Genomic DNA, 19,992 nt, shown 5'->3' with positions numbered 1-19,992 from the left:
CTTGGGGGGCGAGGTCGACGGGTCGGCCTCCCCCTGAGTCGCGCTGACGCGCTCCACAGCGCCTGCCCACGTGGTCCTTTTGCCTGAGAGGTTCCGGGGAGAATCTGCCCCTTCGGCGCCGCCGGGATCGGCGGTCTCTCCCACGTGGGTGGTACCGGCACCCCCAACGCTACCAGCGGGCGTGTTTCCGGCTCATGTCCCGGGGTTGTCGATCACACCGGCGCCGGGGCCGCCGCGCACCGGTCCGCCAGCGCGCGCAGGGTGGCGCCCAGCGGCGCGTCCAGGCGCAGCGCCGCGTAGGTGTCGCCGCGGGTGACGCCCTGGTTGACGATCGCCACCGGGATGCCGTGGCGGGCCGCGCGCAGCACGAACCGCCGCCCCGACATCACCGTCAACGACGACCCCAGCACCAGCAGCGCCCGGGCCCCCTCCACCAGGGCGAAACAGTCGGCCACCCGCGACGCGGGCACCGTCTCGCCGAAGAACACCACGTCCGGTTTCAGCATGCCGGTGCCGCACAGCGCGCAGTCGACCGTGCGGAACCCGGCCACCGCCTCGTCCGGCAAGTCCACGTCGCCGTCGGGGTTGACGTGCGCCACCCGCGCGTCGAAACCCGGGTTCGCCTCCGACAGGCGCCGGTGCAGCTCCTCGCGGCCGGTGGCGTTGCCGCAGTCCAGGCACGTCACCTCGTCGAGGCGGCCGTGCAACTCGATCACGCCGGTGGCGCCGGCGGCGGTGTGCAACCCGTCGACGTTCTGCGTGATGATGCCGCCGAGCAGCCCGGCCGCCTGCAGCCGCGCCACCGCCCGGTGCCCCTCGTTCGGCGCCGCCCGCGCGATGGTCTGCCAGCCCAGGTGGCTGCGCGCCCAGTACCGCCGCCGCGCCAGCGGATCCCGGGTGAACTCCTGGTACGTCATCGGGGTGTGCCGGCGGGACGCGCCGCTGGGCCCCCGGTAGTCCGGAATGCCCGACTCGGTGGACAGGCCCGCGCCGCTGAGCACCACCACGTCCCCGGCGGCCACCAGCCGCGCCAACGCCTCGAACGCCTCACTCACCCGTCCATGGTCCCTCGCCGGACCCGCACCTCCCACCCGGACGCCCGGCGGGGCGCGCCCGGCCGGGCTACGTTGATCGCATGCGCGTCGTCATCGCCGGAGGGCACGGCAAAATCGCCAAACTGCTGGAGCGGGAACTGGCCGGACGCGCAGACACCGCGCTCGGGCTCATCCGCAACCCCGACCACGCCGCCGCGCTACGTGCCGCCGGCGCCGAACCGGTCCTCTGCGACCTGGAACACACCGACGTCGACACCCTCGCCGCCCACCTGGCCGGCGCCGACGCCGTCGTGTTCGCCGCCGGCGCCGGACCGGGCAGCGGCGCCGCCCGCAAGGACACCGTCGACCGCGGCGCCGCAGTGCTGCTCGCCGACGCCGCCGCACAAGCCGGCGTACGCCGCTACCTGCTGGTCTCCTCCATGGGCGTGGACGACGCACCCGCCGACGGCACCGACGACGTGTGGGCGGCGTACCTGCGGGCCAAGAAAGCCGCCGAGGACGACATCACCGGCCGGGACCTCGACGTGACGGTGCTGCGGCCCGGCCGGCTCACCGACGACGAACCCGAAGGCCGCATCACGCTGGCCCGGCACGTCACCGGCGGCGCGATCAGCCGCGCCGACGTCGCCCGGGTCCTGCTGGCCCTGCTCTACGCCCCCGGCACCGCCGGGCACACCCTCGAACTGGTCGGCGGCGACACCCCCATCGCCGAAGCGATCACCGCCGTCACCACCTGAGCCGTGCCGCCCGGCCCGCCGCACCGCAGGCCGGGCGGTACGGTCACCGCTGATGCCGGGGCAACGCCGGCTGCGGCGCGCCGCCACCCGCCGCCGGCAACTCCCGGGAGATCCGCTCCATCGTGCGCGCCAACTGCTCACTACCGTCGTCGAGATGCCGCGCCGCCGCCTGCATGTGGGAGATCATCATCTCGCCGAAGATCCGCAACGCCTCCCGCGTCGCCACCGAGTCGTCGAAGCTGCCCCCGGCGGCGCTGCGGTACTCCGCCACCGCCCGCTCGGCCTCCTGCTTCGCCTCCTCCGCCGCCGCCCGCATGTAACTCTCGTACTGGGTACGGGCGTACTCGGCCACCCGGCGCGCGTAGTCGTGCGCCTGCGCGATGATCTGCTCGGCCTCCCGCTGCGCCGCCGACAGCAGGTTGACCTCCTTCGCCGCCGGCGCCGCCGGCGCCTTCTCCGCGCTCGGGATCACCCCGTGCCGGTGCAGCTCCAGATGGTCGTTGAGCCGCTCGTTCTCCGCCCGCAGGTCCCCCACCTGCGCCGCCAGCAGATCCAGCTCGTCGGCCACCTGCAACCGGAACCGGTCCACGTCCGCCGGGTCGTACCCGCGCCGGGTGAACGCCGCCGACCCGAACTCCCACCGACGCACCCGGTCCGCGGTCAGCCGCACCTGCACCGGACCCGACACGTGCTGCGAGTCATAGCTGCTGATCGGGCTCGCGCTCACCGGATCACCTCTGTTCGCGACTGCGGGGCTCGCAACCCCGGCTCACTCCTCGCGCTCACCGGATCACCTCTGCTCCCTCGGAACCGGCCACCGTCCGCCAGGACGGGCCGTACCAGTGCTTGCCGAAACCCTCGTGGTGCAGCTGGCCCGGCTGGTAACCCGCCGCGGTCAGCGCCGCCACCGAATCACCGACCATCTCGTCGGACCCGCACACATACACGTGCCTCGACCGCCAGTCCCCGTCGGCCAGCACCCGGTCGGCCAGCCGCACCATCTCCCCCGGCCGCTGCGGATCCGATCCGGCCACGTACGACACCCGCAACCACGGATGCGTCGCCGCCAACTTGTCGATCGCCTCACTGTCGTAGAACTCCGTACGCGAACGGGCCCCCACATACAGGTCGACCCGCCGCCCGGAACCCTCCGCCGCCACCTGCTCCACCAGCGCCTTCACCGGCGCCCAGCCGGTCCCGGCGGCCAACAGCAGCAGATCCGACGACCCGGCCTGCCACAACGTCAACCGCTCCCCCACCGGCGACGCCAGATGGATCTGATCACCCGCCGCGCACCCGTACACCAGACGCGACGACACCACGCCACCCGGCGCGGCCCGCACGTGCAACTCCACCGTGCCGTCCGAACGCGGCGCGTTCGCCGGCGAGTAGTACCGCCACGACCGCACCGCCGGATGCGACACCCCGATCGACTGCCCCGGCCTGAACGGCAGCAGATACTGCGGGCGCACCGTCAGCACCGCCACGTCGAACGTGCGCTGCTCGTGCGACAGCACCTCCGCCACCCACCACGGCGGCGACTGCGACTCCGCCGCCTGCGCCCCGTCGGTCATCACCTGCGCCACCAGGCCGTACGCCGCGGTCCAGTCGGCCGCCAGCTCGTCGGTCCACGCCTCACCGCAGAAATGCCGCAACGTCGCCAGCAGCGCCTCACCGACCGCCGGATAGTGCTCCGCGCGCACCGCGAACTTCCGGTGATCCGCGCCCAGGTCCCGCAGGAACCCGACCAGCTGATCCACCTGGTCCACGTGGGACACCACATGCCCCAGGGCCGCCACCAGACGATCCCGCTGCCCGGCCATGTTCGTCGGGAACATCTGCCGGGTCTCCGGATGCGCCAGGAACAGCGTCGAATAGAAGTAGAGCGGCACCTGGTCGCCGTGCGCGGCGACCAGGGACCAGCTCTGCTTCAGCCGTGCCGCGTCCACGCTCAGGCATCCCCCGCCGACACGACCTGATCGCGGACCTGCCCGAGCACGACCTGCACGTCGGCGATCACGTCGGCCGGCACGCCCAACTCCACCAGCGTCGCCGTCAGGTGCTCACCGACCTTCGCGTAGTGCTCACCCGGAATGTTCAACGGCTGGTGCGCCTCGGCCAGCCCACGGCCGGCGTACTCGTTCGGCCCACCGAGCACCACCGCCAGCATGAGCGCCAGGTGCCGCCGCTGCTCCACCATGTCCACCCCGGTGAAGTAGCCCGCGAGATCCGCATCGGCCAGCACCTTGTCGTAGAACAACTCCACAGCGGCCTTCACCGCCGCCGCGCCGCCGATGCGCTCGTAATGGGAGATCGGGGTGGTCTCGCTCGTCACCGTCATGCTCGGTCCTTCCACCAGGGGTCCGCGGGCAGCGCCGCGTCAGGGGCTCACCGTCCGGCGCGCGAAGTCACACAGCGTTCCACCGTGACGTCGACGCCGACGATCGGAACGGACGATAGCGCGCCCCCCACCACGCTTCACGCCGCCCCTGTCCCGATCCCGAGAACCGTCAACTACGGACAGTCAACAACAGCCGCGAATACGATGAACACACCGCAGTCAGCCGAGCACCCCCGGTCAACCCACAGCGCGTACCGTCCCTTTCGGACATTGCGCACCGACCAGCCGCGACCTGCGGATACACCGACCGGGCCGCGCCCGACCACCGGACCGGGCCCGCCCGGGCCCCGCACAGCACACCCCGTCACCAAAACACGAATCGCGCCGCACCCTTTTCGGGCGCGGCGCGATCCCGTCAACGAGACGCGACGCAGGTCACCCGGCCCGGCGCCGCGCCCGACGCGCCGCCAGCTCGTCACCCACCGCGTCCGCCTCCGGCTCCACCGCCGGAGCAGCCGGCTCCTGCCCACCCACCGGCTCCGCCGGCAGATGCGACAACGAACCCTGGATCTCCTTGAACGCCCCACCGATCGCGATGCCGAACACGCCCTGGCCGCCCTGCAACAGGTCGACCACCTCCTCCGGCGACCGGCACTCATACACAGTCGTCCCGTCGGAAATCAACGTGATGCCCGCCAGATCATCCACCCCACGCGACCGCAACGCCTCGATCGCCTTCCGAATGTTCTGCAACGACACCCCGGCGTCCAGCAGCCGCTTCACGACCTTCAACACCACCAGGTCGCGGAACGAGTACAACCTCGACGTCCCCGAACCCGAAGCATCACGCACACTCGGCACCACAAGCGCCGTACGCGCCCAGTAGTCCAACTGCCGGTAACTGATGCCCACCGCCGAACACGCGGTCACACCCCGGTAGCCGACCTCACCGTCACCGACCGACTCAGGCCCCACACCCGCCTGCTGCTCCGCACCCGGACCAGGATCCCGCGGCTCGTGCATCCGGACCAACCTCCCCGCGTCCGTGGCGGTGCCGCGCCGACTCCCCGTCACGCGCACCCCTCGACACGGCAACCCTATCGCCGCCGCCCGCACTTCACCCGCAGGAGACACCGCGACACGCCGCGCGACCGCCCGGCACCAACGACACACGGCGGCCAGCCATCACCCACAGTGACAACCACCGCCGCGCCGACCCCGGCCACCCGGCCGGGCACACCTCAACCCGCGAAGTCCTCCGGACGCACCTGATCCAGGAACTCCCGGAACTTCTCCACCTCGTCCTCCTGCTCGTCCGGAATCACGATCCCCGCCTCGCCGAGGACCTGCTCCGCACAACGAATCGGAGCGCCGACCCGCAACGCCAACGCGATCGAGTCACTCGGCCGCGCCGACACCCGCACCCCGTCACCCAGCAGCAGATCCGCGTAAAAAACGTTGTCCTTCAACTCGGTGATCTCCACCGCCCGCAACGGCGCCTGCAACGCCGCCAGCACATCCCGCAGAAGATCATGCGTCAACGGCCGGGCCGGCTTGACCCCCTGCTGCTCGTAAGCGATCGCCGTCGCCTCGACCGCGCCGATCCAGATCGGCAGATAGCGGTCCCCCTCGACCTCCCGCAGCAGGACGATCGGCTGGTTGCTCGGCAACTCCACCCGAACTCCGACCACGCTCAGCTCGCGCACCGCCGCCTCCGTGTCGTCGTCACCTTGCACCGCGCCCCTCCCTGCACGGTACACGGACCAGGACACAGGAGTCCCACACGCTACGTGCACCACGCCTCGCCGGAGGGGCTTACCCCGGCAAGCCTACGACACGCTCCCCCGACCAGATCTTTCCGCGCCACCCCACGACGAAGGGCCGGGCGTCCACGACACCCGGCCCTCCACCGACAACCTCACCGGCCCAACGTCGACCGCAGCCCCACCCGCACCAACGCCGCGTGCAACCGCTGCGACAACGCCACCAGCTCCCGCGCCGTCTCCGCCGCACGAGCCCGCGCCGCCGGATCACTCTGCCGCGCCAACGGCGCCACAAGCTGCGCGAACAAACCAACCTCACGATCCGCCGCCGACCGGTACGCCCGCAGATGCCGAGGCTCCAACCCGTACGCCGCCAGACCCGCCACCGCACTCGCGATGATCAAAGCGTCCGCGTCGTACCACCCCGGCGGATCCGACACCAGCACACCGAGCCGCTCCAACTCCGCAAGCGTCGACTCGTCCACGCCGCTACGCGAGATCAGCCCCGCCCGGTCCAGCCGCACCTCCGACGACTCGACCGAATCCACCGGCTCCCGGCCCGGCACCTCACCACCCGGACCCACAGCCACCAGATTCGGCCGCCCCCGCCCCGGCGACGGACCAGAACCGTCCCACTCGGCCAACTGCTCCCGGATCACCCGCAACGGCAGATACTGATCCCGCTGCGCGGTCAACACGAACCGCAGCCGCGCCACATCGTCCCAGCCGTACTTGCGATAACCCGCCGGCGTCCGCTGCGGCTCCACCAGGCCCTCGGCCTCCAGGAACCGCAACTTCGAGATCGTGACGTCCGGAAACTCCGGCCGCAACTGAGCCAGCACCTCGCCGATACTCATCAGCGCAGGCGCCCGCCCAGCCCCGGACGGCGTCGAAGCCGCAGGCTCGTTCACCCCCGGCCGGCCTCACCCTCCGGGCGCGGACCGGCGATGAACACCACCCGGAACTTACCGATCTGCACCTCGTCACCGTTGCTCAACGTCGCCGCCTCGACCCGCTCACGATTCACGTACGTGCCGTTCAGGCTGCCCACATCCCGCACCGTGAACGTCCCACCGTCCCGGTGGAACTCCGCGTGCCGACGCGACACCGTCACGTCGTCCAGGAAGATGTCACTGTCCGGGTGCCGCCCACTCGTCGTCACGTCGTGGTCCAACAGGAACCGGGCGCCCGCGTTCGGACCCCGGCGAACCACCAGCAACGCCATACCCGGCGGCAAAGAACCGGACATCCGGCTCGGCACCACATCGGTGTCCGGCCCCTCCAGCACTTCGTCGAGCGAACCGAGATTGAGCGTCGAAGTGACGTCGAGCGGGGGGAACTCGTCGTCTGGGCGCGTCATGGGACCACCTCACGGATCTGTTCGGTCGGCGTCAGGAAATGGCGGGTCTGGCCGCCGGGCAACACCACACCCGGCGGCTGGCTCCCCGTGCCCGGGAAGGCGCATTCCGCAACGCTCAAACTATTGGTTCTCGGTCGACTGGGCGAGCCTAGCCAGCGCCGAAATGCAGGGCAACCGGACGCGCGGAACCACGCCGCCGCCCGGAACAGCACGAACTCAGCTCTCGGTGAGCTCGCGGTACGCATCAGCGGTCAACAACCCCTCGACCGCCGCCGGATCATCCGGAGTGATCTCCACCAACCACCCCGCACCGTACGGATCCGTGTTGATCACCTCAGGGGTGTCGGCAAGCGCCTCGTTGCGCGCCGCCACCGTGCCGCTCAACGGCGCGTAGATCTCCGACACGCTCTTCGTCGACTCGATCTCGCCCAGCGACTCGCCCGCCGCCACCACCGAACCGGAATCCGGCAGCTGCACGAACACGATGTCACCCAGAGCGTCCTGCGCGAAGTGCGTGATACCGACGCGGACGACACCACCGTCACCACCGACCACCCACTCGTGCTCGGCGGTGTACCGCAGATCCTCAGGAATCACCAACTGCGTCCTTCGTCATCGGTGCACCGGAAAAACCGGCGCGGCCGCGCCCGGTCAGGAAACCGGCCGCGCGTGGTCCAGCTTGATCGGCGCGTGCAGCTGCGAAACCTCCACAACCTCACGATCCTCGGAGGTCACGTTACCGCCGCCGTCCCGCACCGATGCGACCACCCCGCCAGGAATGTTCAACGCCGTACGCATCGTCGCTGGATCCCCGATCACCATGATCGTAAACGGACCCGTCAACCGCCGCCCGTCCACCACCAGAACACCATCGGCCCCGTCCACGAAATACGTCGACGCGATGATCCGCACCGCCGAACCATCAGCGCCCTGGATCTGCATCGCCTCCGCGCCCGCACCCCGCAGCTCCTGCACCGCGTCCAGGATCCGCGTCGACGACACCGCCTTCGCCGGCCCCGAGAACCGCACCTCCAGCCCCGGACCCACCGCCGGCAACGTACCCGCCAGGATGCCCAGCTCGTCCGCCCGCCGCGTCGCCTCCTCCAGCGCCGCCTGCCGGCCCTGCTCACCCGAGCGCAACTGCCGCTGACTCTCCTCCAGGGCGTCGATGTCCTGACGCAGCCGCCGCTCCCGCGAATCCAGATCCGACGAGATCCGCACCAGATCCTCCTCCCGCGTCGCCGCGAGCGTCGGATCCGTCGACGTCGTCTTCAACTGCACCACGAGCGTGAAACCCAGCAACGCCAGCAGCACCGCGATCATCAGACCCGCCGAGGAGAACCGCCGCGACCGCGACGGCCGCGCCACCGCACCCGGCTCCGGCTCGGACTCCGGCACCGCCTCCCGCTCCGCCGGCTCCGACGACTCATCCGGCGCCGGCTCCACCGGCGCCAACGGGCTCAACTCGTCCGGATCGGGCGCGTCCGGGCGCGGATCCGGCTCACCCGCCGGACCCGACGGCCGCTCCGGCTCCACCGGACGCGGCCACCCCGTCCCCGTCTCCCTGTGTTCCTCACTCATCGCCACAAACCTACGCCCGGAACAGGTGCCGACGGATCGCCGCCACATTTCCGAAGATGCGCACCCCGAGCACGACCACCACACCCGTGGACAACTGACCACCCACGCCCAACTGGTCACCCAGGTACACGATCAGCCCCGCCACCAGCACGTTCGAGATGAACGACACCACGAACTGCTTGTCGTCGAAGATCCGGTCCAGCTTCGCCCGCACCCCACCGAACACCGCGTCCAACGCGGCCACCACCGCGATCGGCAGATACGGCTGCAACGCCGCCGGCACCGTGGGGTCCAGATACACCCCGAGCACCACACCGGCGAGCAACGCCAGCACCGCGATCATCGGCCACCTCCCGAGGGGCTGGAAGAACCACCCGGGCCGGACGACCCGGGACTCGACGAACCGGCGGCCCCCGAACCCGACGGACGCGGACTCGGACTGACCGAAGGCTCGGCGTAGCGTAGCCGCGGCTGCGGCGCCGCCGGCAAGGTGAGGTCGTCGACCCGCTTCACCCCGAACGACAGCCCCGTCGTCCGCGCCACCTCACGCATGAGCGCCGCCGCCCGGCTCTCGTTGAACCGGTCCCGCATCGACCGCGGCCCGATCGCCTGCACCTCGTACGGGCCCGTCACCGGCCGGTAGTCCACCAGGATCGCCTCACCCGCCGACCGGATTGTCGACGTCGCGGTCAACCGCTGGCCGTTCACCGCCACCGCCTCGGCGCCCGCCGCCCACAACGCGTTGGCCACCTTCTGCAGATCCGAGTACAGCACCCGGGACGGGCCCGCGTCCCCGCTGGTCACGCCGTCCTGGTCCGCCGTCGCGTCGGCCAGCCGCACCACCACGCCGTCACCGCGCACCCGAGCCAGACCGGTGCCCGCCTCCAGCGTGCGCAACCGGGACGCCTGCGAACCGCTCAGCGCCGCGTCCCGCTGCCGGCCGACCTCCTCGCGCAACTGCTCGGCCCGCTCGGTCAACCGGTCGGTCGCCGCCTCACGCCCCTTGATCTCGGCGATCAGCCCCGCCCGCGCCGTCGCCCGGCTCGGCTCCTCCGCCATCGTCTCCCGGTACGCCACCGCGAACAGGAACCCGATCACCGCCAGGACGAGCAGGCTCACCGGGCGGCCCAGCACCTGCCGCACCCGCGACATGCCACCCGCCGCCCGGCGCGCCGCCGCGTCCCCGTACCCCGGGTCCAGCGGATTGCGGAACAGCTCGGTCAGGAAGTCCGGCGCGTACACCCGGCTCGACGGGTCGCGCTCCTTCTCCGCGTCGCCGGACGCCGGCCCGGTCACGCCGCCACCTCCGCGCGCCGCGCCCGCATCTGCCGTACGAGACGGCTCGCCTGCACCACGTACATCGCGCCGGCCACCCAGTAGAGGACCAGACCCCACCAGCCCAGGCCCCAGCCGATCGCGCCGGCCGCGGTGCCGATGTCCGGCACGGCGTCGGCCAGCAGCAGGATCGGGAACGCCGCCAGCAGCAGGAAGGTGGCGGTCTTGCCCACGTAGTGCACCGGCGGCGGGCCGTAGCCGTAGCGGCGCAGCACCCCGAGAGAGACCAGCAGCAGCAACTCGCGGGCCAGCAGCGCCCCGGTGAACTGCCAGGGCACCACCTCCCGCGCGGTGAAGGCCAGCAGCGTGGCCAGGATGTAGAGCCGGTCGGCCAGCGGGTCGAGCAGTTCGCCGAGCCGGCTCACCTGCCCCAGCCGGCGGGCGATCCAGCCGTCCACCCAGTCGCTGGTGCCGCCCACGGCGAGCACCACGATGGCCGCGACGTCGGCGCGGACCACGAGGAACAGGTAGAGGAAGATCGGCACGCCGACGAGCCGGACGAAGCTGATCAGGTTGGGCAGCGTGAGGACGCGGTCTCCCACGACCGTGGCGTCCCCGGAATCCGGGTGCTCCGCTGGAGCCGGCCGACGCGACACCGAACCCTCCCTTCGCAGCACGGTCCGGCAGCCGGACGAGCGGCCGCTGGAGGGACGTGCGCGTTGCCGGCCGGTCAGACGCCGGCGCCCTCTGTGATCCCGGGCTGGGACCTCCCCCGACGCGGCCGGTGATCACCGGCCGCTCAGTTGCGCTGCCACTATATCGGGCTCCCCCGCTCCGGCCGGTGGCCGCGCTGCGCCGTTGCTCAGTGTTGTGAGGGTGGGGACCGTCACAACCGCTATGGCATCCTAGGACACTAGCTGACCATCACGGCCGTTGGTCAGGATCAGCGCCGGGGTGGGACTCAGGCGGTGCGGGCGGTGGAGTCGGAGCCCGCCTGCGGCGCGACCGCCGCGGCGGCCTGACTGAACGCCACGAGCGCCAGCAGCAGCTCGTGCTGCGCACGGTTGGGCATCCGGTCGAGCACCGCCTGGACCGCACGGTGCCGGCGCTGCTGCAGGTCGCGCAGCAGCGTGTCCGCCGCCGCGGTCGGGATCAGCCGCACCTCTCGCCTGTCACGCGGGTCGGCCACCCGGCGCAGCAGGCCGACGGCCTCCAGGCGGTCACAGAGCCGGCTCGCCGACGACGGGACCACGTCCAGCAGCTCGGCCAGCCGGTTCACGTTGGTGTCGGGATGGGACACGATCAGCGACAGCACCCGCAGCTGGGTCGGCGAGACGCTGACGGTGTGCCGTGAGGTCGCGGAGTCGAGCACACCGATGAGCGCCTCGGCAGCCGACTCGATGGCCGCGGCAAGATTCGGAGGTCGCTCCACCCGCTGTCCCCTGCGATCGTCCCGCTCGTGTTCGCTCCGCCGCCCCGATCACTGCCCCGTGACGTCGTCGGACCGGCCGGAACCGCGCCAGTCCAGGCAGACGACGACCGCGTCGTCACGGAGATCCGCGTCGGCGTGGTACGCATGCAGTTCGCGCATCACCGTACCAACTGCCTCGGTCGCCGGCTGCAGCCGAGTAGCCCGCATCGCGCGCGCCATGGCCCGGACGCCGTACGGCTCCTGCCCGTCGGGCTCCGCCGCGTACACCCCGTCGCTGACCACGAAGAGACGATCGCCCGGCTCCAGAGTGAACTCCTGCACGTCGTACCGGGTCTCGGCGAACATGCCCAACGGCAGTTGCTGCTCCAACGCGATCGGGGTGACCCGCCTCCCCCGCAGCCGCAGCAGTTGCGGGGAACCGGCGTCCACCGCCCGCACCACGCCCCGGCGGCTGTCCAGCTCCAGCAGCAGCGTGGCCACGTGCCGGCCGCCCCGGTGCTGGTAGTAGATGGTGTCCGAGGCCAGCTCCGCCTGCTCGACCAAGCTGCCGCCGGAACGCCGGGCGTTGCGCATGGCGTTCACCGTCATCGCCGTGAGCAGCGACGCGGCCAGCCCGCTGCCGGTGCCGTTGAGCACGGTGAGGGTGAGCCGCTCACAGTCCACCGACCAGTCGAAGTGGTCACCGCCCACCGTGTACGCCGGTTCGAGCTGCCCGGCCAGCAACGCGTCGCCGTGGCGCACGCTGCGCCCCGGCAACAGGTCCCACTGCATCTCCGCAGCCATGCTCAGCCGTTCCCGCCGCCGGGCGCGGCGGTACCTGTCGGTCTCCCGGTCGGCCGCGCGGATGGCCACGGCCAGCTCGCCGGCGGCGTCCCGCGCCGCCTCCACTGTGGCCGCGTCCGGGTCACCGGGCAGCTCGACCATCAGGACGCCGAGCCGCTCCCCCCACACCGACAGCGGCAGGTAGGCCCGGCAGCGGCCGTCGTCGATGATGTCCAGGACCGGCTCCTGGCTGCTGAAGCAGCGTTGCGCCACGGTGTGTGCCGGCAACGGGCCACCGTCGGGCACGTCCGGGTCGAGCACCGGCCAGAGGCCGCTGGCGCGGTAGTCGGCGACGAACACCTCCGCCCGCGCGGCCCCGAGCGTCTGGCGCAGCACCGCGTCCGCGGTCTCCACCAGCTGGTCGGGTGGCGCCGTGCGCAGGGCACGTGACACCGATCCGGACGCCTCCGGCATGCTCATCCTCCGATGACGACTATTGCTACAGAGCAAACATCATACGAAGGACCCCCGACCGCCGAACGGCCCGCCTCGACCGGCGCGGCTCAGTCCGCCGGCCGCAGCGCCAACGCGCCGTAGAACGCGTCCGGCACCGGCTCCGGCTCACCCTCGGGCCGCCACCGGGCCACCGGCACGACGCCCTCGTCGGTGGGACGCCAGCGGCCCAGCAGCGGCGCGAACCGCTCGGGCGCGCGCATCCGGAACGCCGGGCCCATCATGGCCAGCGCCTGCGGATGCCCGGCCAGCTCCTCGCTGTCGAAGTCGATCGCCAGCCGGCTGCCCGGCGCGACCGCCCGGTACAACTCGTCCAGCGTACGGGCGAGCGTGTCGTCGTCCAGGAACGCGGCCAGCCCGAGGAACACCACTCCGACCGGCCGTCTCCCCCACCCCGGCACGAAACGGTGCAGCTGCGCCCGGTCGACGGTGCCGATGTCGGTGGCGTCGCCGTAGCCGTAACCGGCGCGGTCACTGCCGGCGAGCAGGCGCTGGCCGAGCCGGACCGTCTCCGGGTCGACGTCGGTGTAGAGGACCGTCGCCTCCGGTGCGACCTCGTGCACGTTTCCGCAGGTGGGCACGCCCGCACCGAAGACCAGGAAGCCGTCCACACCGTCGCCGGCCATGGCGCGAACGGTCCGGCCCAGGAAACCGCGCAGCGAGCGGAAGATCGCCGCGCAGGGCCCGTACGCCGCCTCGAACGCGGCGGCCGCGGCGACGTCGACCGGACGGTGGTGCCGGCCGCCGAGCCAGTAGTCGATCATGCGGGCGGTGCTCGGTCCGTCCGGCTGATCCATCGACGGGCCTCCCTCCCTGGGCGCTGTCCGCCAGCGTACCGACCGGGCGACCGGCGCGGTATCGCCCCGGGCCGGTCCCGCCGGCCGCGATACTGGCCGCGGGAGCGCCGGCCACGAGGAGGTACCTGGTGAACTCCGCTGACGGTGCGGCCGTGGTGGTCGGGGTGGACGGCTCCGAGCCGGCGACCCGGGCCGTGCTCCTGGCCGCCCGGGAGGCCACCCGCCGCAACCGGCCGCTGCGGGTGGTCCACGGATTCATCTGGCCGCTGCTGGGCGTACCGGTGGCCGCTCCGGCCGGGGCGCCGCCGCACGCCGGCCTGCGTCACCAGGCCGAGCAACTGGTCGCCGACGCGGTCAACGCGGCCCAGGCGCAGGAGCGCGGGCTGCGCATCACCGGCGAGATCATCGACGGGGAGGCGGCCGCCGTGCTGATCGGCGAGTCCCCCACCGCCGCGCTGATCGTGCTCGGCGACCGGGGTCTCGGCGGGTTCGCCTCGCTGGTGATCGGCTCGGTCGCGCTGCAGGTCACCGCGTACGCCGACTGCCCGGTGCTGGTGGCCCGGGGCGCCGCCCGCGACACCGGCCCGGTGGTGGCCGGGGTGGACGGCTCCGCGCTGTCCCGCGCCGCCGTCGAGTTCGCCGCCGAAACGGCGTCCCACCGCGGCGCCCCGCTGCGTGTGCTGCACGCCCACCCGGGCGGCCGGTCGGCGCAGGCCGACGAGCAGGAGCGGGTCCTGGCCGAGTCGGTCGCCGGCGTCGCCGAGCGCTGGCCGGACGTGCCGATCAACCGGGAGGCGGTGCGGGCCCGCCCGGTCACAGCGCTGACCGAGGCGTCCCGGGACGCCCAACTGGTCGTGGTGGGCCGGCAAGGCCGCGGTGAGCTCAGCGGCTTGCTGCTCGGCTCGGTGAGCCAGGGGATCCTGCACCGCGCCGCGTGCCCGGTCGCTGTCGTCCGCGCCCCGGCCTGAGCGCACGGTTGGCCCCGGCCCGGGCGGGTAGACGGGTTCGTCAGCCGACGGCGACCCGAGGAGGCAGTGATGGCAGGACCCCGTCCGGGCAGCAACGCGTACGACAAGCAACGGGCACGGCTGCGCGACCTCGTCGAGCAGTCCGGGCGCGCCACCGACAAGGAGGCCAACCAGGTCGCCAACCGGATCCTGCAGGACGACCGTGGGCAACGCGGCGTGGTCCGGGGCGAACGGACCTACGGCCCCAAGGGCAACCGGGAACCGGGTGACCCGAAGTGAGAGCGGCATCCGCCGTCGACGGCGCCATCGCGGGCGCCGTCGGCAGCGCCGTGCTCAACGCGGTCTCCTACCTCGACATGGCGCTGCGGGCGCGGCCGGCGAGCAGCACCCCGGAGTCGGTGGCCGGACGGCTGGCCGACGTCACGCACGTCGACCTGGGCCCCGGCGACGAGGCGGCGAACCGCCGTTCCGGTCTGGGGCCACTGCTCGGGTACGCCACAGGCATCGCCGCGGGGGCCGCGTTCGGTCTGCTCGCCGGACAACGGCGGATCCCGTTGCCGCTGGCCACGGTGCTGCTCGGCGGTGGGGTGATGGCCACCTCGGACGGCTCGATGACGGTGCTGGGCGTGACCGACCCGCGTACCTGGCGGCGCGCCGACTGGGTCTCCGACCTGATCCCGCACCTGGCGTACGGGCTGTCGGCCGCAGCCACCTGGCGGCGGCTGCGGCCGGCGTCGGCTCGCGGTTAGCTCTCGTCGTCGGCAACCGGCTCACCGGCCGGACCGTACGGCGACACCTGACCCTTCGGAACGGGCCGTCCCGCGTCGGCGTTCGACGTGCCCCGGCTCCGCGAACGGCCGCCCGCCTGGGTGGCCGTCTTGCGGCTGTCCTGGCTGGTGGCGCCGAGATCGTTCCGGCGCAGTTCCTCCTGCTGCGGCTTGACCACGGCTCTCTCCTTCCCGGTGGGGCGCACGGCCGTCGGCCGCGCACCAGACAGGCGTACCCGTCGCCGCCCGGCGCATTCCGGATCGGCGCGGGGGTCTGGCCGGGGCCGGGACGGGTAAGCCGGATGGATGCCAGACGATCGCAACGTCGCGCGCGCCCTGCTGGACCGGCAGTCCCGCACGTACGCGGAGGAGGCGGGGATCACCCTCGCCGACCGGCCCGGCCCGCTCTACCAGCTGCTGGTGCTCACCACGCTGCTGAGCACCCGGATCCGGGCGTCGGTGGCGGTGGCCGCCGCCCGGGAGCTGTTCGCCGCCGGTTACCGCACCCCGCAGACGATGGAGGCGGCGAGCTGGCAGGACCGGGTCGACGCGCTGGGCCGGGGCCACTACCGGCGCTACGACGAGCGGACCGCGACCATGCTCGGCACCGGCGCCCGGCTCTGCCTGGACCGCTGGCACGGCGACCTGCGCCGGCTGCACCAGGAAGCCGGCGCCGACCGGGCCGCGCTGCGCCGGTTTCTCACCGAGTTCCCCGGCATCGGCCCCACCGGGGCGGACATCTTCCTGCGCGAGGCGCAGTCGGTGTGGCCGGACGTGCGCCCGTACGCCGACCGGCGCACGCTGGCCGGGGCGAAACGGCTGGGCCTGCCGGCGAGCCCCGGCGACCTGGTCGGGCTGGTCGGCGAGGCCGACTTCGGACGGCTGGCGTCGGCGCTGGTGCGGGTGGCGCTGGGCGAGGAGTCGGCCGGCGAGGTGAGCCGCAGCGCCGCCACTGCCCGTTGAGAGTGCTACTTGGCCGGCCCGGGCTTGGTCAGGTTCCAGGCCAGCAGCGAGGCGAGCAGCGCGAGCAGCACCACACCGCCGGAGACGCCGCCCTCCCCGCCGCTGTCGCGGCTGCCCGAGAAGCCGAAGTAGATCACGGCCAGTCCGGCCAGCACGGTGATGAACGTACGCAGTCCCCTGTCCTTCACGCCCGCACCGTACGACCGGCGGCGCCGCCCGGGGCGGGGATCGGGCGGCCGTCCCCCGTCCGGGTGTCAGTCCGTCTCCAGGTCGTCCAGGGAGATCGCGTGGGTCATCAGCCAGCGGGCCAGCGCGGCCATCCCGAACAGCCACAGCGGCGCCGACTCGGTGGGGCCGTTCGTGGCGTAGATGGCGAACCTCAGGTCCGGTGCGCGGTACGCCTCGATCCGCCACTTGTGGTTCTTGTCCCGCCAGACCGCGGAAGGGTCCATGGCGTCACGGTAGGTGACCGGAGCGGGCGGGCGACGCCTGTTGCGTCAGCCCGGCGGGCGGAGCACCTCGCGGGCGTCGTCGGGCAGCCGCCGGGTGGCGCCGCGCCGGTCCAGCAACTCCAGCAGCGGCACCGCCACCCGGCGGGTGGTGCCGAGCGCCTGCCGGGCGGCGCTGAGCGTGAACGGCTGCGGCAGCCCGGCCAGCACGCGTACCGCGTCGTCCGGGGCGCCGGGGAGCAGCACCACGTTCTCGGCGAGCTTCAGCAGCGCGCCGGCCCGGACGGCGGCGCCGATCTCGCGGGGGCCGAGCCCGAGGTCGGCCAGGTGGTGCGCCTCGGGCGCCTGGAACGGTCGGTCGCCGTACTCGGCCCGGACCCGGTCCACCGCCCGCGCCACCGGATCGGGCAGCGTGTGCTGCCCGGCGGCGGTGACCAGGCCGTCGCGCAGCCGCAGCGGCGGGCGCAGCAGCGCCGTCACCAGCGCGCGGTCGGGCAGGTCGAGCCGGTGCCGCAGCACGTCGACCGGTACGCCCGCGGCGAGCGGATGCTCGGCGGTGTACCGGGTCACCTCCTCGGTGAGGCGGCGGCCCAGGTCCCGCCAGTGCTCCGGGTCGGCCAGCCACTGCCCGGCCACCGGCGTCGCGGTCGGCGGCACGCCCATCCGGGTCAGGTCCCCGGCCCGGATCAGCAGCCGCCGGCGCAGCTCCCCGGCCAGGTCCGGGCCCCCGTCCAGCCCGGCGAGCACGGCCGCGCGGGCCGCTGCCGCGCCCCGGCGGCGCAGCGGCGGCGGGTCCACGTCCAGCACCGTGACGCCACCGCAGACGTGGTGCCGGCCGGGGTCGCGCAGCAGCGCCCGGTCCCCGATCAGCAGCGGCAGCGGCCGGGCCAGGCGCAGCCGGACCGTGTCCGGGCCCAGCGGCCGGACCCGGGCGGGCACCGCCGCCGAGCCGGCGTGCAGCATGAGCGTGGCCGGCAGGTCGGCGGCCGGGTCGCCGGACAGGCGCACGTCGAGCAGGTCGGTACGCCCGAACCGGCCGGGTGTGAGCAGCGCGTCGCCGCGCCCGACGCGGTCCCGGGGCAGGCCGCGCAGGTTCACCGCGACCCGGGCCACCGCCTCGACGGCGGTGTGCGCGGCGCCGAGGGAGTGCAGTCCGCGTACCCGCACCGCCTCGCCGGTGCCGGCCAGTTCCAGTTCGTCGCCGACGCGCAGCCGGCCGCCGCCGAGCGTGCCGGTGACCACGGTGCCGCTGCCGCGTACCGTGAACGCCCGGTCCACCCAGAGCCGCACCGGCGCGTCAGCGGCCGGGTCGGGCAGCCGGGCGGTCAGGCGGTCCAGCGCGGCGCGCAGCTCGGGCAGTCCGGCGCCGGTGACCGCGGAGACCGGCACCGCCTCCACCTCGCCCAGCGACGTCGCGGCGATCTCCGTGCGGGCCCGCGCCGTCGCCGGCCCTGGGTCGGCGAGGTCCGCGCGGGTCACCGCGAGCAGCCCGTACGACACACCCAGCGCGTCCAGCGCGGCCAGGTGCTCGGCGGACTGCGGCATCCAGCCCTCGTCGGCGGCCACCACGATCAGCGCGGCCGGGACCGGGCCGACACCGGCGAGCATGTTCGGCACGAACCGCTCGTGCCCGGGTACGTCGACGAAGGCGACGGTGCCGCCGGAGGGCAGCGTGGTCCAGGCGAAGCCGAGGTCGATGGTCATGCCCCGGCGGCGTTCCTCCGCCCACCGGTCCGGTTCCATCCCGGTCAGCGCCCGCACCAGCGTCGACTTGCCGTGGTCGACGTGCCCGGCGGTGGCCACCACCCACATGCCGGTCAGTCCTCCACGCTCAGCACGGCCACGCGGACCCGGTCGTCGGCGCCCTCCGGCACGGCGCGCAGGTCCAGCAGGAGCCGGCCCTGCAGCACCCGTCCGAGGACCGCCGGGTCGCCGGCGCGCAGCGGCTCGGCGTACCGCTCGGGCAGGCTCAGCGCCCACGAGTCCAGCTCCACGCCGGGCGCCCCGCCGCCGCCGACGACTGCCGCGCTGGGCACCACCTCGGCCTTGCAGCCGTCCGCACCGAGCCGGTCACGCAGCCGCTCCACCCGCTCCCGCAGCCGGGCCGGGTCGGCGTGCAGCGCGTCGCGGGTGGGCGTGGTCGGGGCGTACAGGGTGGCGGCGAGCGCGGCGAGGGTGAGCTTGTCGACCCGCAGCGCCCGCGCGAGCGGGTGCCGGCGCAGCCGGTGCACCAGGTCGGCGTCGCCGAGCAGCAGACCGGCCTGCGGGCCGCCGAGCAGCTTGTCGCCGCTGGCGGTGACCAGGTGCGCGCCCGCGCGCAGCGTGGTGGCGGCGTCCGGCTCGTCGGGCAGCAGCGGGTCGGGCGCGAGCAGGCCCGACCCGATGTCGACCACCACCGGTACGCCGAGCGTGGCCAGCTCGGCGACCGGCACCGCCGAGGTGAAGCCGGTGACCACGAAGTTCGACGGGTGCACCTTCAGCACGAACCCGGTGTGCTCGCCGATCGCGGCTTCGTAGTCGGCGCGCGTGGTGCGGTTGGTGGTGCCCACCTCGCGCAGCCGCGCGCCGGTACTGGCCAGGAGGTCGGGCAGGCGGAACCCGTCGCCGATCTCGACCAGCTCACCGCGGCTGACCACGATCTCCCGGCCGGCGGCGAGCGCGGTCGCGGCCAGCGCCAGCGCGGCGGCGCCGTTGTTCACCACGTGCACCGCCCCGGCGTCGGGCACGGCGGCGGCGAGCGCGTCCAGCGCCTCCCGGCCGCGCCGCGCCCGCCGTCCGGTACGCAGGTCCAGCTCCACGTCGGTGTGCCCGGCGGCGGCCACGAGCGCGTCCACGGCGGACGGGGCGAGCGGGGCACGGCCCAGGTTGGTGTGCAGCACGACGCCGGTGGCGTTGAGCACGGCGCGTGGCGTACGGCCGGGCAGGTCGGCGAGCGCCGCGTCGCGTACCTGATCGGGGGTCAGCTCGCCGCGGCGGGCGCGGGCCTGCGCGCTGACGATCGCGGCCTTGACCCGGTCGCGGCCCAGCGTCACGGCGGCGGCGGCCAGCGCGGGATCGGCGAGCAGCGCGTCGGTGCGCGGCACCCGCCGTCGCGGGTCGACCTCACGCATCGCGCACTCCCGGGAACGGTTTGGCGGAGACGGACGGGAATCGAACCCGCCTGGCCCGGGTCCCGGACCACACCGGTTTTGAAGACCGGGAGGGGCACCAGCCGCCTGAACGCCTCCAC

26 protein-coding genes, 1 tRNA gene and 1 riboswitch are annotated in these 19,992 nt (G+C 73.5%); of the genes, 5 read left to right on the top strand and 22 right to left on the bottom strand.

Going from position 1 to position 19,992, the window contains the following annotated elements:
* Positions 1 to 61: 61 nt before the first annotated feature.
* Positions 62 to 153, bottom strand: a riboswitch (glycine riboswitch).
* Positions 154 to 212: 59 nt separating this feature from the next.
* Positions 213 to 1,055, bottom strand: a complete 843-nt coding sequence (locus tag KBX43_RS02920; RefSeq protein ID WP_064445944.1) for an NAD-dependent protein deacetylase — start codon at positions 1,053 to 1,055, stop codon at positions 213 to 215.
* 80 nt (positions 1,056 to 1,135) lie between these two features.
* Between KBX43_RS02920 and KBX43_RS02915 the strand changes: the two genes are divergently transcribed.
* Positions 1,136 to 1,792: an NAD(P)H-binding protein gene (locus KBX43_RS02915; protein ID WP_069089634.1), complete on the top strand. Its 657-nt coding sequence runs from the start codon at positions 1,136 to 1,138 to the stop codon at positions 1,790 to 1,792.
* 43 nt (positions 1,793 to 1,835) lie between these two features.
* Here KBX43_RS02915 and KBX43_RS31795 read toward each other — a convergent pair whose 3' ends face one another.
* The 15 genes from KBX43_RS31795 to KBX43_RS02840 all read right to left on the bottom strand — a co-directional run bounded on the left by KBX43_RS31795 (position 1,836) and on the right by KBX43_RS02840 (position 13,616).
* A complete protein-coding gene (locus tag KBX43_RS31795; RefSeq protein ID WP_064445943.1) occupies positions 1,836 to 2,519 on the bottom strand; it encodes a DivIVA domain-containing protein in 684 nt (227 codons plus the stop codon).
* 55 nt (positions 2,520 to 2,574) lie between these two features.
* Positions 2,575 to 3,741, bottom strand: a complete 1,167-nt coding sequence (locus KBX43_RS02905) for a globin domain-containing protein (RefSeq protein WP_210882843.1) — start codon at positions 3,739 to 3,741, stop codon at positions 2,575 to 2,577.
* Between the two features lie 2 nt (positions 3,742 to 3,743).
* Positions 3,744 to 4,133 carry a group 1 truncated hemoglobin gene (locus KBX43_RS02900; protein ID WP_069089632.1) on the bottom strand — a complete coding sequence of 130 codons (390 nt, stop codon included), beginning with the start codon at positions 4,131 to 4,133 and terminating at the stop codon, positions 3,744 to 3,746.
* Between the two features lie 435 nt (positions 4,134 to 4,568).
* Entirely contained in the window at positions 4,569 to 5,156 is a 588-nt protein-coding gene (locus KBX43_RS02895) for a MerR family transcriptional regulator (RefSeq protein WP_064446489.1), read from the bottom strand.
* A gap of 218 nt (positions 5,157 to 5,374) precedes the next feature.
* Entirely contained in the window at positions 5,375 to 5,839 is a 465-nt protein-coding gene (locus tag KBX43_RS02890; protein WP_043330120.1) for a bifunctional nuclease family protein, read from the bottom strand.
* A gap of 212 nt (positions 5,840 to 6,051) precedes the next feature.
* Positions 6,052 to 6,753: a MerR family transcriptional regulator gene (locus tag KBX43_RS02885; protein WP_176722889.1), complete on the bottom strand. Its 702-nt coding sequence runs from the start codon at positions 6,751 to 6,753 to the stop codon at positions 6,052 to 6,054.
* A gap of 50 nt (positions 6,754 to 6,803) precedes the next feature.
* Positions 6,804 to 7,256: an FHA domain-containing protein gene (locus KBX43_RS02880; RefSeq protein ID WP_030503922.1), complete on the bottom strand. Its 453-nt coding sequence runs from the start codon at positions 7,254 to 7,256 to the stop codon at positions 6,804 to 6,806.
* 216 nt (positions 7,257 to 7,472) lie between these two features.
* A complete protein-coding gene (gene gcvH / locus KBX43_RS02875) occupies positions 7,473 to 7,853 on the bottom strand; it encodes a glycine cleavage system protein GcvH (protein ID WP_043330119.1) in 381 nt (126 codons plus the stop codon).
* A 54-nt stretch (positions 7,854 to 7,907) separates the two neighbouring features.
* Entirely contained in the window at positions 7,908 to 8,837 is a 930-nt protein-coding gene (locus KBX43_RS02870; RefSeq protein ID WP_043323991.1) for a DUF881 domain-containing protein, read from the bottom strand.
* Positions 8,838 to 8,847: 10 nt separating this feature from the next.
* A complete protein-coding gene (locus KBX43_RS02865) occupies positions 8,848 to 9,180 on the bottom strand; it encodes a small basic family protein (protein ID WP_007071104.1) in 333 nt (110 codons plus the stop codon).
* Complete coding sequence (locus KBX43_RS02860) at positions 9,177 to 10,133, bottom strand: DUF881 domain-containing protein (RefSeq protein ID WP_043323986.1); 957 nt, start codon at positions 10,131 to 10,133, stop codon at positions 9,177 to 9,179. Before KBX43_RS02860 ends, KBX43_RS02865 begins: the two co-directional genes overlap by 4 nt.
* On the bottom strand, positions 10,130 to 10,768 hold the full coding sequence (locus KBX43_RS02855; protein WP_043323984.1) for a CDP-alcohol phosphatidyltransferase family protein: 639 nt from the start codon (positions 10,766 to 10,768) through the stop codon (positions 10,130 to 10,132). The genes KBX43_RS02860 and KBX43_RS02855 overlap by 4 nt, the downstream gene beginning before the upstream one ends.
* A gap of 305 nt (positions 10,769 to 11,073) precedes the next feature.
* Positions 11,074 to 11,544: a MarR family transcriptional regulator gene (locus KBX43_RS02850; RefSeq protein WP_043323983.1), complete on the bottom strand. Its 471-nt coding sequence runs from the start codon at positions 11,542 to 11,544 to the stop codon at positions 11,074 to 11,076.
* 48 nt (positions 11,545 to 11,592) lie between these two features.
* Positions 11,593 to 12,780: a PP2C family protein-serine/threonine phosphatase gene (locus KBX43_RS02845; RefSeq protein WP_043323981.1), complete on the bottom strand. Its 1,188-nt coding sequence runs from the start codon at positions 12,778 to 12,780 to the stop codon at positions 11,593 to 11,595.
* Between the two features lie 89 nt (positions 12,781 to 12,869).
* Positions 12,870 to 13,616: an SAM-dependent methyltransferase gene (locus KBX43_RS02840; RefSeq protein ID WP_064445939.1), complete on the bottom strand. Its 747-nt coding sequence runs from the start codon at positions 13,614 to 13,616 to the stop codon at positions 12,870 to 12,872.
* A gap of 128 nt (positions 13,617 to 13,744) precedes the next feature.
* Between KBX43_RS02840 and KBX43_RS02835 the strand changes: the two genes are divergently transcribed.
* The 3 genes from KBX43_RS02835 to KBX43_RS02825 all read left to right on the top strand — a co-directional run bounded on the left by KBX43_RS02835 (position 13,745) and on the right by KBX43_RS02825 (position 15,333).
* Positions 13,745 to 14,584, top strand: a complete 840-nt coding sequence (locus KBX43_RS02835; protein ID WP_064445938.1) for a universal stress protein — start codon at positions 13,745 to 13,747, stop codon at positions 14,582 to 14,584.
* Between the two features lie 69 nt (positions 14,585 to 14,653).
* Positions 14,654 to 14,863 carry a hypothetical protein gene (locus KBX43_RS02830; protein WP_030503913.1) on the top strand — a complete coding sequence of 70 codons (210 nt, stop codon included), beginning with the start codon at positions 14,654 to 14,656 and terminating at the stop codon, positions 14,861 to 14,863.
* Positions 14,860 to 15,333 (top strand): hypothetical protein, encoded by a 474-nt coding sequence (locus KBX43_RS02825; RefSeq protein WP_043323975.1) that lies wholly within the window; start codon positions 14,860 to 14,862, stop codon positions 15,331 to 15,333. Before KBX43_RS02830 ends, KBX43_RS02825 begins: the two co-directional genes overlap by 4 nt.
* On the opposite strand, the gene KBX43_RS02820 is transcribed toward KBX43_RS02825, so the two are convergent.
* Positions 15,330 to 15,530, bottom strand: coding sequence for a hypothetical protein (locus tag KBX43_RS02820; RefSeq protein ID WP_043323973.1), 201 nt, complete (start codon positions 15,528 to 15,530; stop codon positions 15,330 to 15,332). The two genes, KBX43_RS02825 and KBX43_RS02820, sit on opposite strands and share 4 nt — an antisense overlap.
* A gap of 127 nt (positions 15,531 to 15,657) precedes the next feature.
* Here KBX43_RS02820 and KBX43_RS02815 point away from each other — a divergent pair, with 127 nt between their 5' ends.
* Entirely contained in the window at positions 15,658 to 16,314 is a 657-nt protein-coding gene (locus KBX43_RS02815; protein ID WP_043323971.1) for a hypothetical protein, read from the top strand.
* Between the two features lie 5 nt (positions 16,315 to 16,319).
* On the opposite strand, the gene KBX43_RS02810 is transcribed toward KBX43_RS02815, so the two are convergent.
* The 5 genes from KBX43_RS02810 to KBX43_RS02790 all read right to left on the bottom strand — a co-directional run bounded on the left by KBX43_RS02810 (position 16,320) and on the right by KBX43_RS02790 (position 19,990).
* Positions 16,320 to 16,502, bottom strand: coding sequence for a hypothetical protein (locus tag KBX43_RS02810; protein WP_064445937.1), 183 nt, complete (start codon positions 16,500 to 16,502; stop codon positions 16,320 to 16,322).
* A 66-nt stretch (positions 16,503 to 16,568) separates the two neighbouring features.
* Positions 16,569 to 16,766: a hypothetical protein gene (locus KBX43_RS02805; RefSeq protein ID WP_030503909.1), complete on the bottom strand. Its 198-nt coding sequence runs from the start codon at positions 16,764 to 16,766 to the stop codon at positions 16,569 to 16,571.
* Between the two features lie 45 nt (positions 16,767 to 16,811).
* Positions 16,812 to 18,575, bottom strand: coding sequence for a selenocysteine-specific translation elongation factor (gene selB / locus KBX43_RS02800; RefSeq protein ID WP_210882841.1), 1,764 nt, complete (start codon positions 18,573 to 18,575; stop codon positions 16,812 to 16,814).
* Between the two features lie 5 nt (positions 18,576 to 18,580).
* Entirely contained in the window at positions 18,581 to 19,873 is a 1,293-nt protein-coding gene (gene selA, locus KBX43_RS02795; protein WP_210882839.1) for an L-seryl-tRNA(Sec) selenium transferase, read from the bottom strand.
* 21 nt (positions 19,874 to 19,894) lie between these two features.
* Positions 19,895 to 19,990: transfer RNA gene (locus KBX43_RS02790), tRNA-Sec, on the bottom strand.
* Positions 19,991 to 19,992: the final 2 nt, after the last annotated feature.

The sequence above is a fragment of the Micromonospora sp. C41 genome (assembly GCF_018070485.1).
Lineage (GTDB): Bacteria > Actinomycetota > Actinomycetes > Mycobacteriales > Micromonosporaceae > Micromonospora > Micromonospora chalcea.
This window is presented reverse-complemented; position numbering and strand designations above follow the sequence as displayed.

Excerpts from the sequence above, each read along its gene's own strand:
- KBX43_RS02865 (WP_007071104.1), bottom strand. The coding sequence starts at position 9,180 with ATGATCGCGGTGCTGGCGTTGCTCGCCGGTGTGGTGCTCGGGGTGTAT.
- KBX43_RS02900 (WP_069089632.1), bottom strand. The coding sequence starts at position 4,133 with ATGACGGTGACGAGCGAGACCACCCCGATCTCCCATTACGAGCGCATC.
- selB (WP_210882841.1), bottom strand. The coding sequence starts at position 18,575 with ATGTGGGTGGTGGCCACCGCCGGGCACGTCGACCACGGCAAGTCGACG.
- KBX43_RS02845 (WP_043323981.1), bottom strand. The coding sequence starts at position 12,780 with ATGCCGGAGGCGTCCGGATCGGTGTCACGTGCCCTGCGCACGGCGCCA.
- selA (WP_210882839.1), bottom strand. The coding sequence starts at position 19,873 with ATGCGTGAGGTCGACCCGCGACGGCGGGTGCCGCGCACCGACGCGCTG.
- KBX43_RS02840 (WP_064445939.1), bottom strand. The coding sequence starts at position 13,616 with ATGGATCAGCCGGACGGACCGAGCACCGCCCGCATGATCGACTACTGG.
- KBX43_RS02885 (WP_176722889.1), bottom strand. The coding sequence starts at position 6,753 with ATGAGTATCGGCGAGGTGCTGGCTCAGTTGCGGCCGGAGTTTCCGGAC.
- KBX43_RS02830 (WP_030503913.1), top strand. The coding sequence starts at position 14,654 with ATGGCAGGACCCCGTCCGGGCAGCAACGCGTACGACAAGCAACGGGCA.
- KBX43_RS02880 (WP_030503922.1), bottom strand. The coding sequence starts at position 7,256 with ATGACGCGCCCAGACGACGAGTTCCCCCCGCTCGACGTCACTTCGACG.
- KBX43_RS02805 (WP_030503909.1), bottom strand. The coding sequence starts at position 16,766 with ATGGACCCTTCCGCGGTCTGGCGGGACAAGAACCACAAGTGGCGGATC.
- KBX43_RS02895 (WP_064446489.1), bottom strand. The coding sequence starts at position 5,156 with ATGCACGAGCCGCGGGATCCTGGTCCGGGTGCGGAGCAGCAGGCGGGT.
- KBX43_RS02815 (WP_043323971.1), top strand. The coding sequence starts at position 15,658 with ATGCCAGACGATCGCAACGTCGCGCGCGCCCTGCTGGACCGGCAGTCC.
- KBX43_RS02915 (WP_069089634.1), top strand. The coding sequence starts at position 1,136 with ATGCGCGTCGTCATCGCCGGAGGGCACGGCAAAATCGCCAAACTGCTG.
- KBX43_RS02870 (WP_043323991.1), bottom strand. The coding sequence starts at position 8,837 with ATGAGTGAGGAACACAGGGAGACGGGGACGGGGTGGCCGCGTCCGGTG.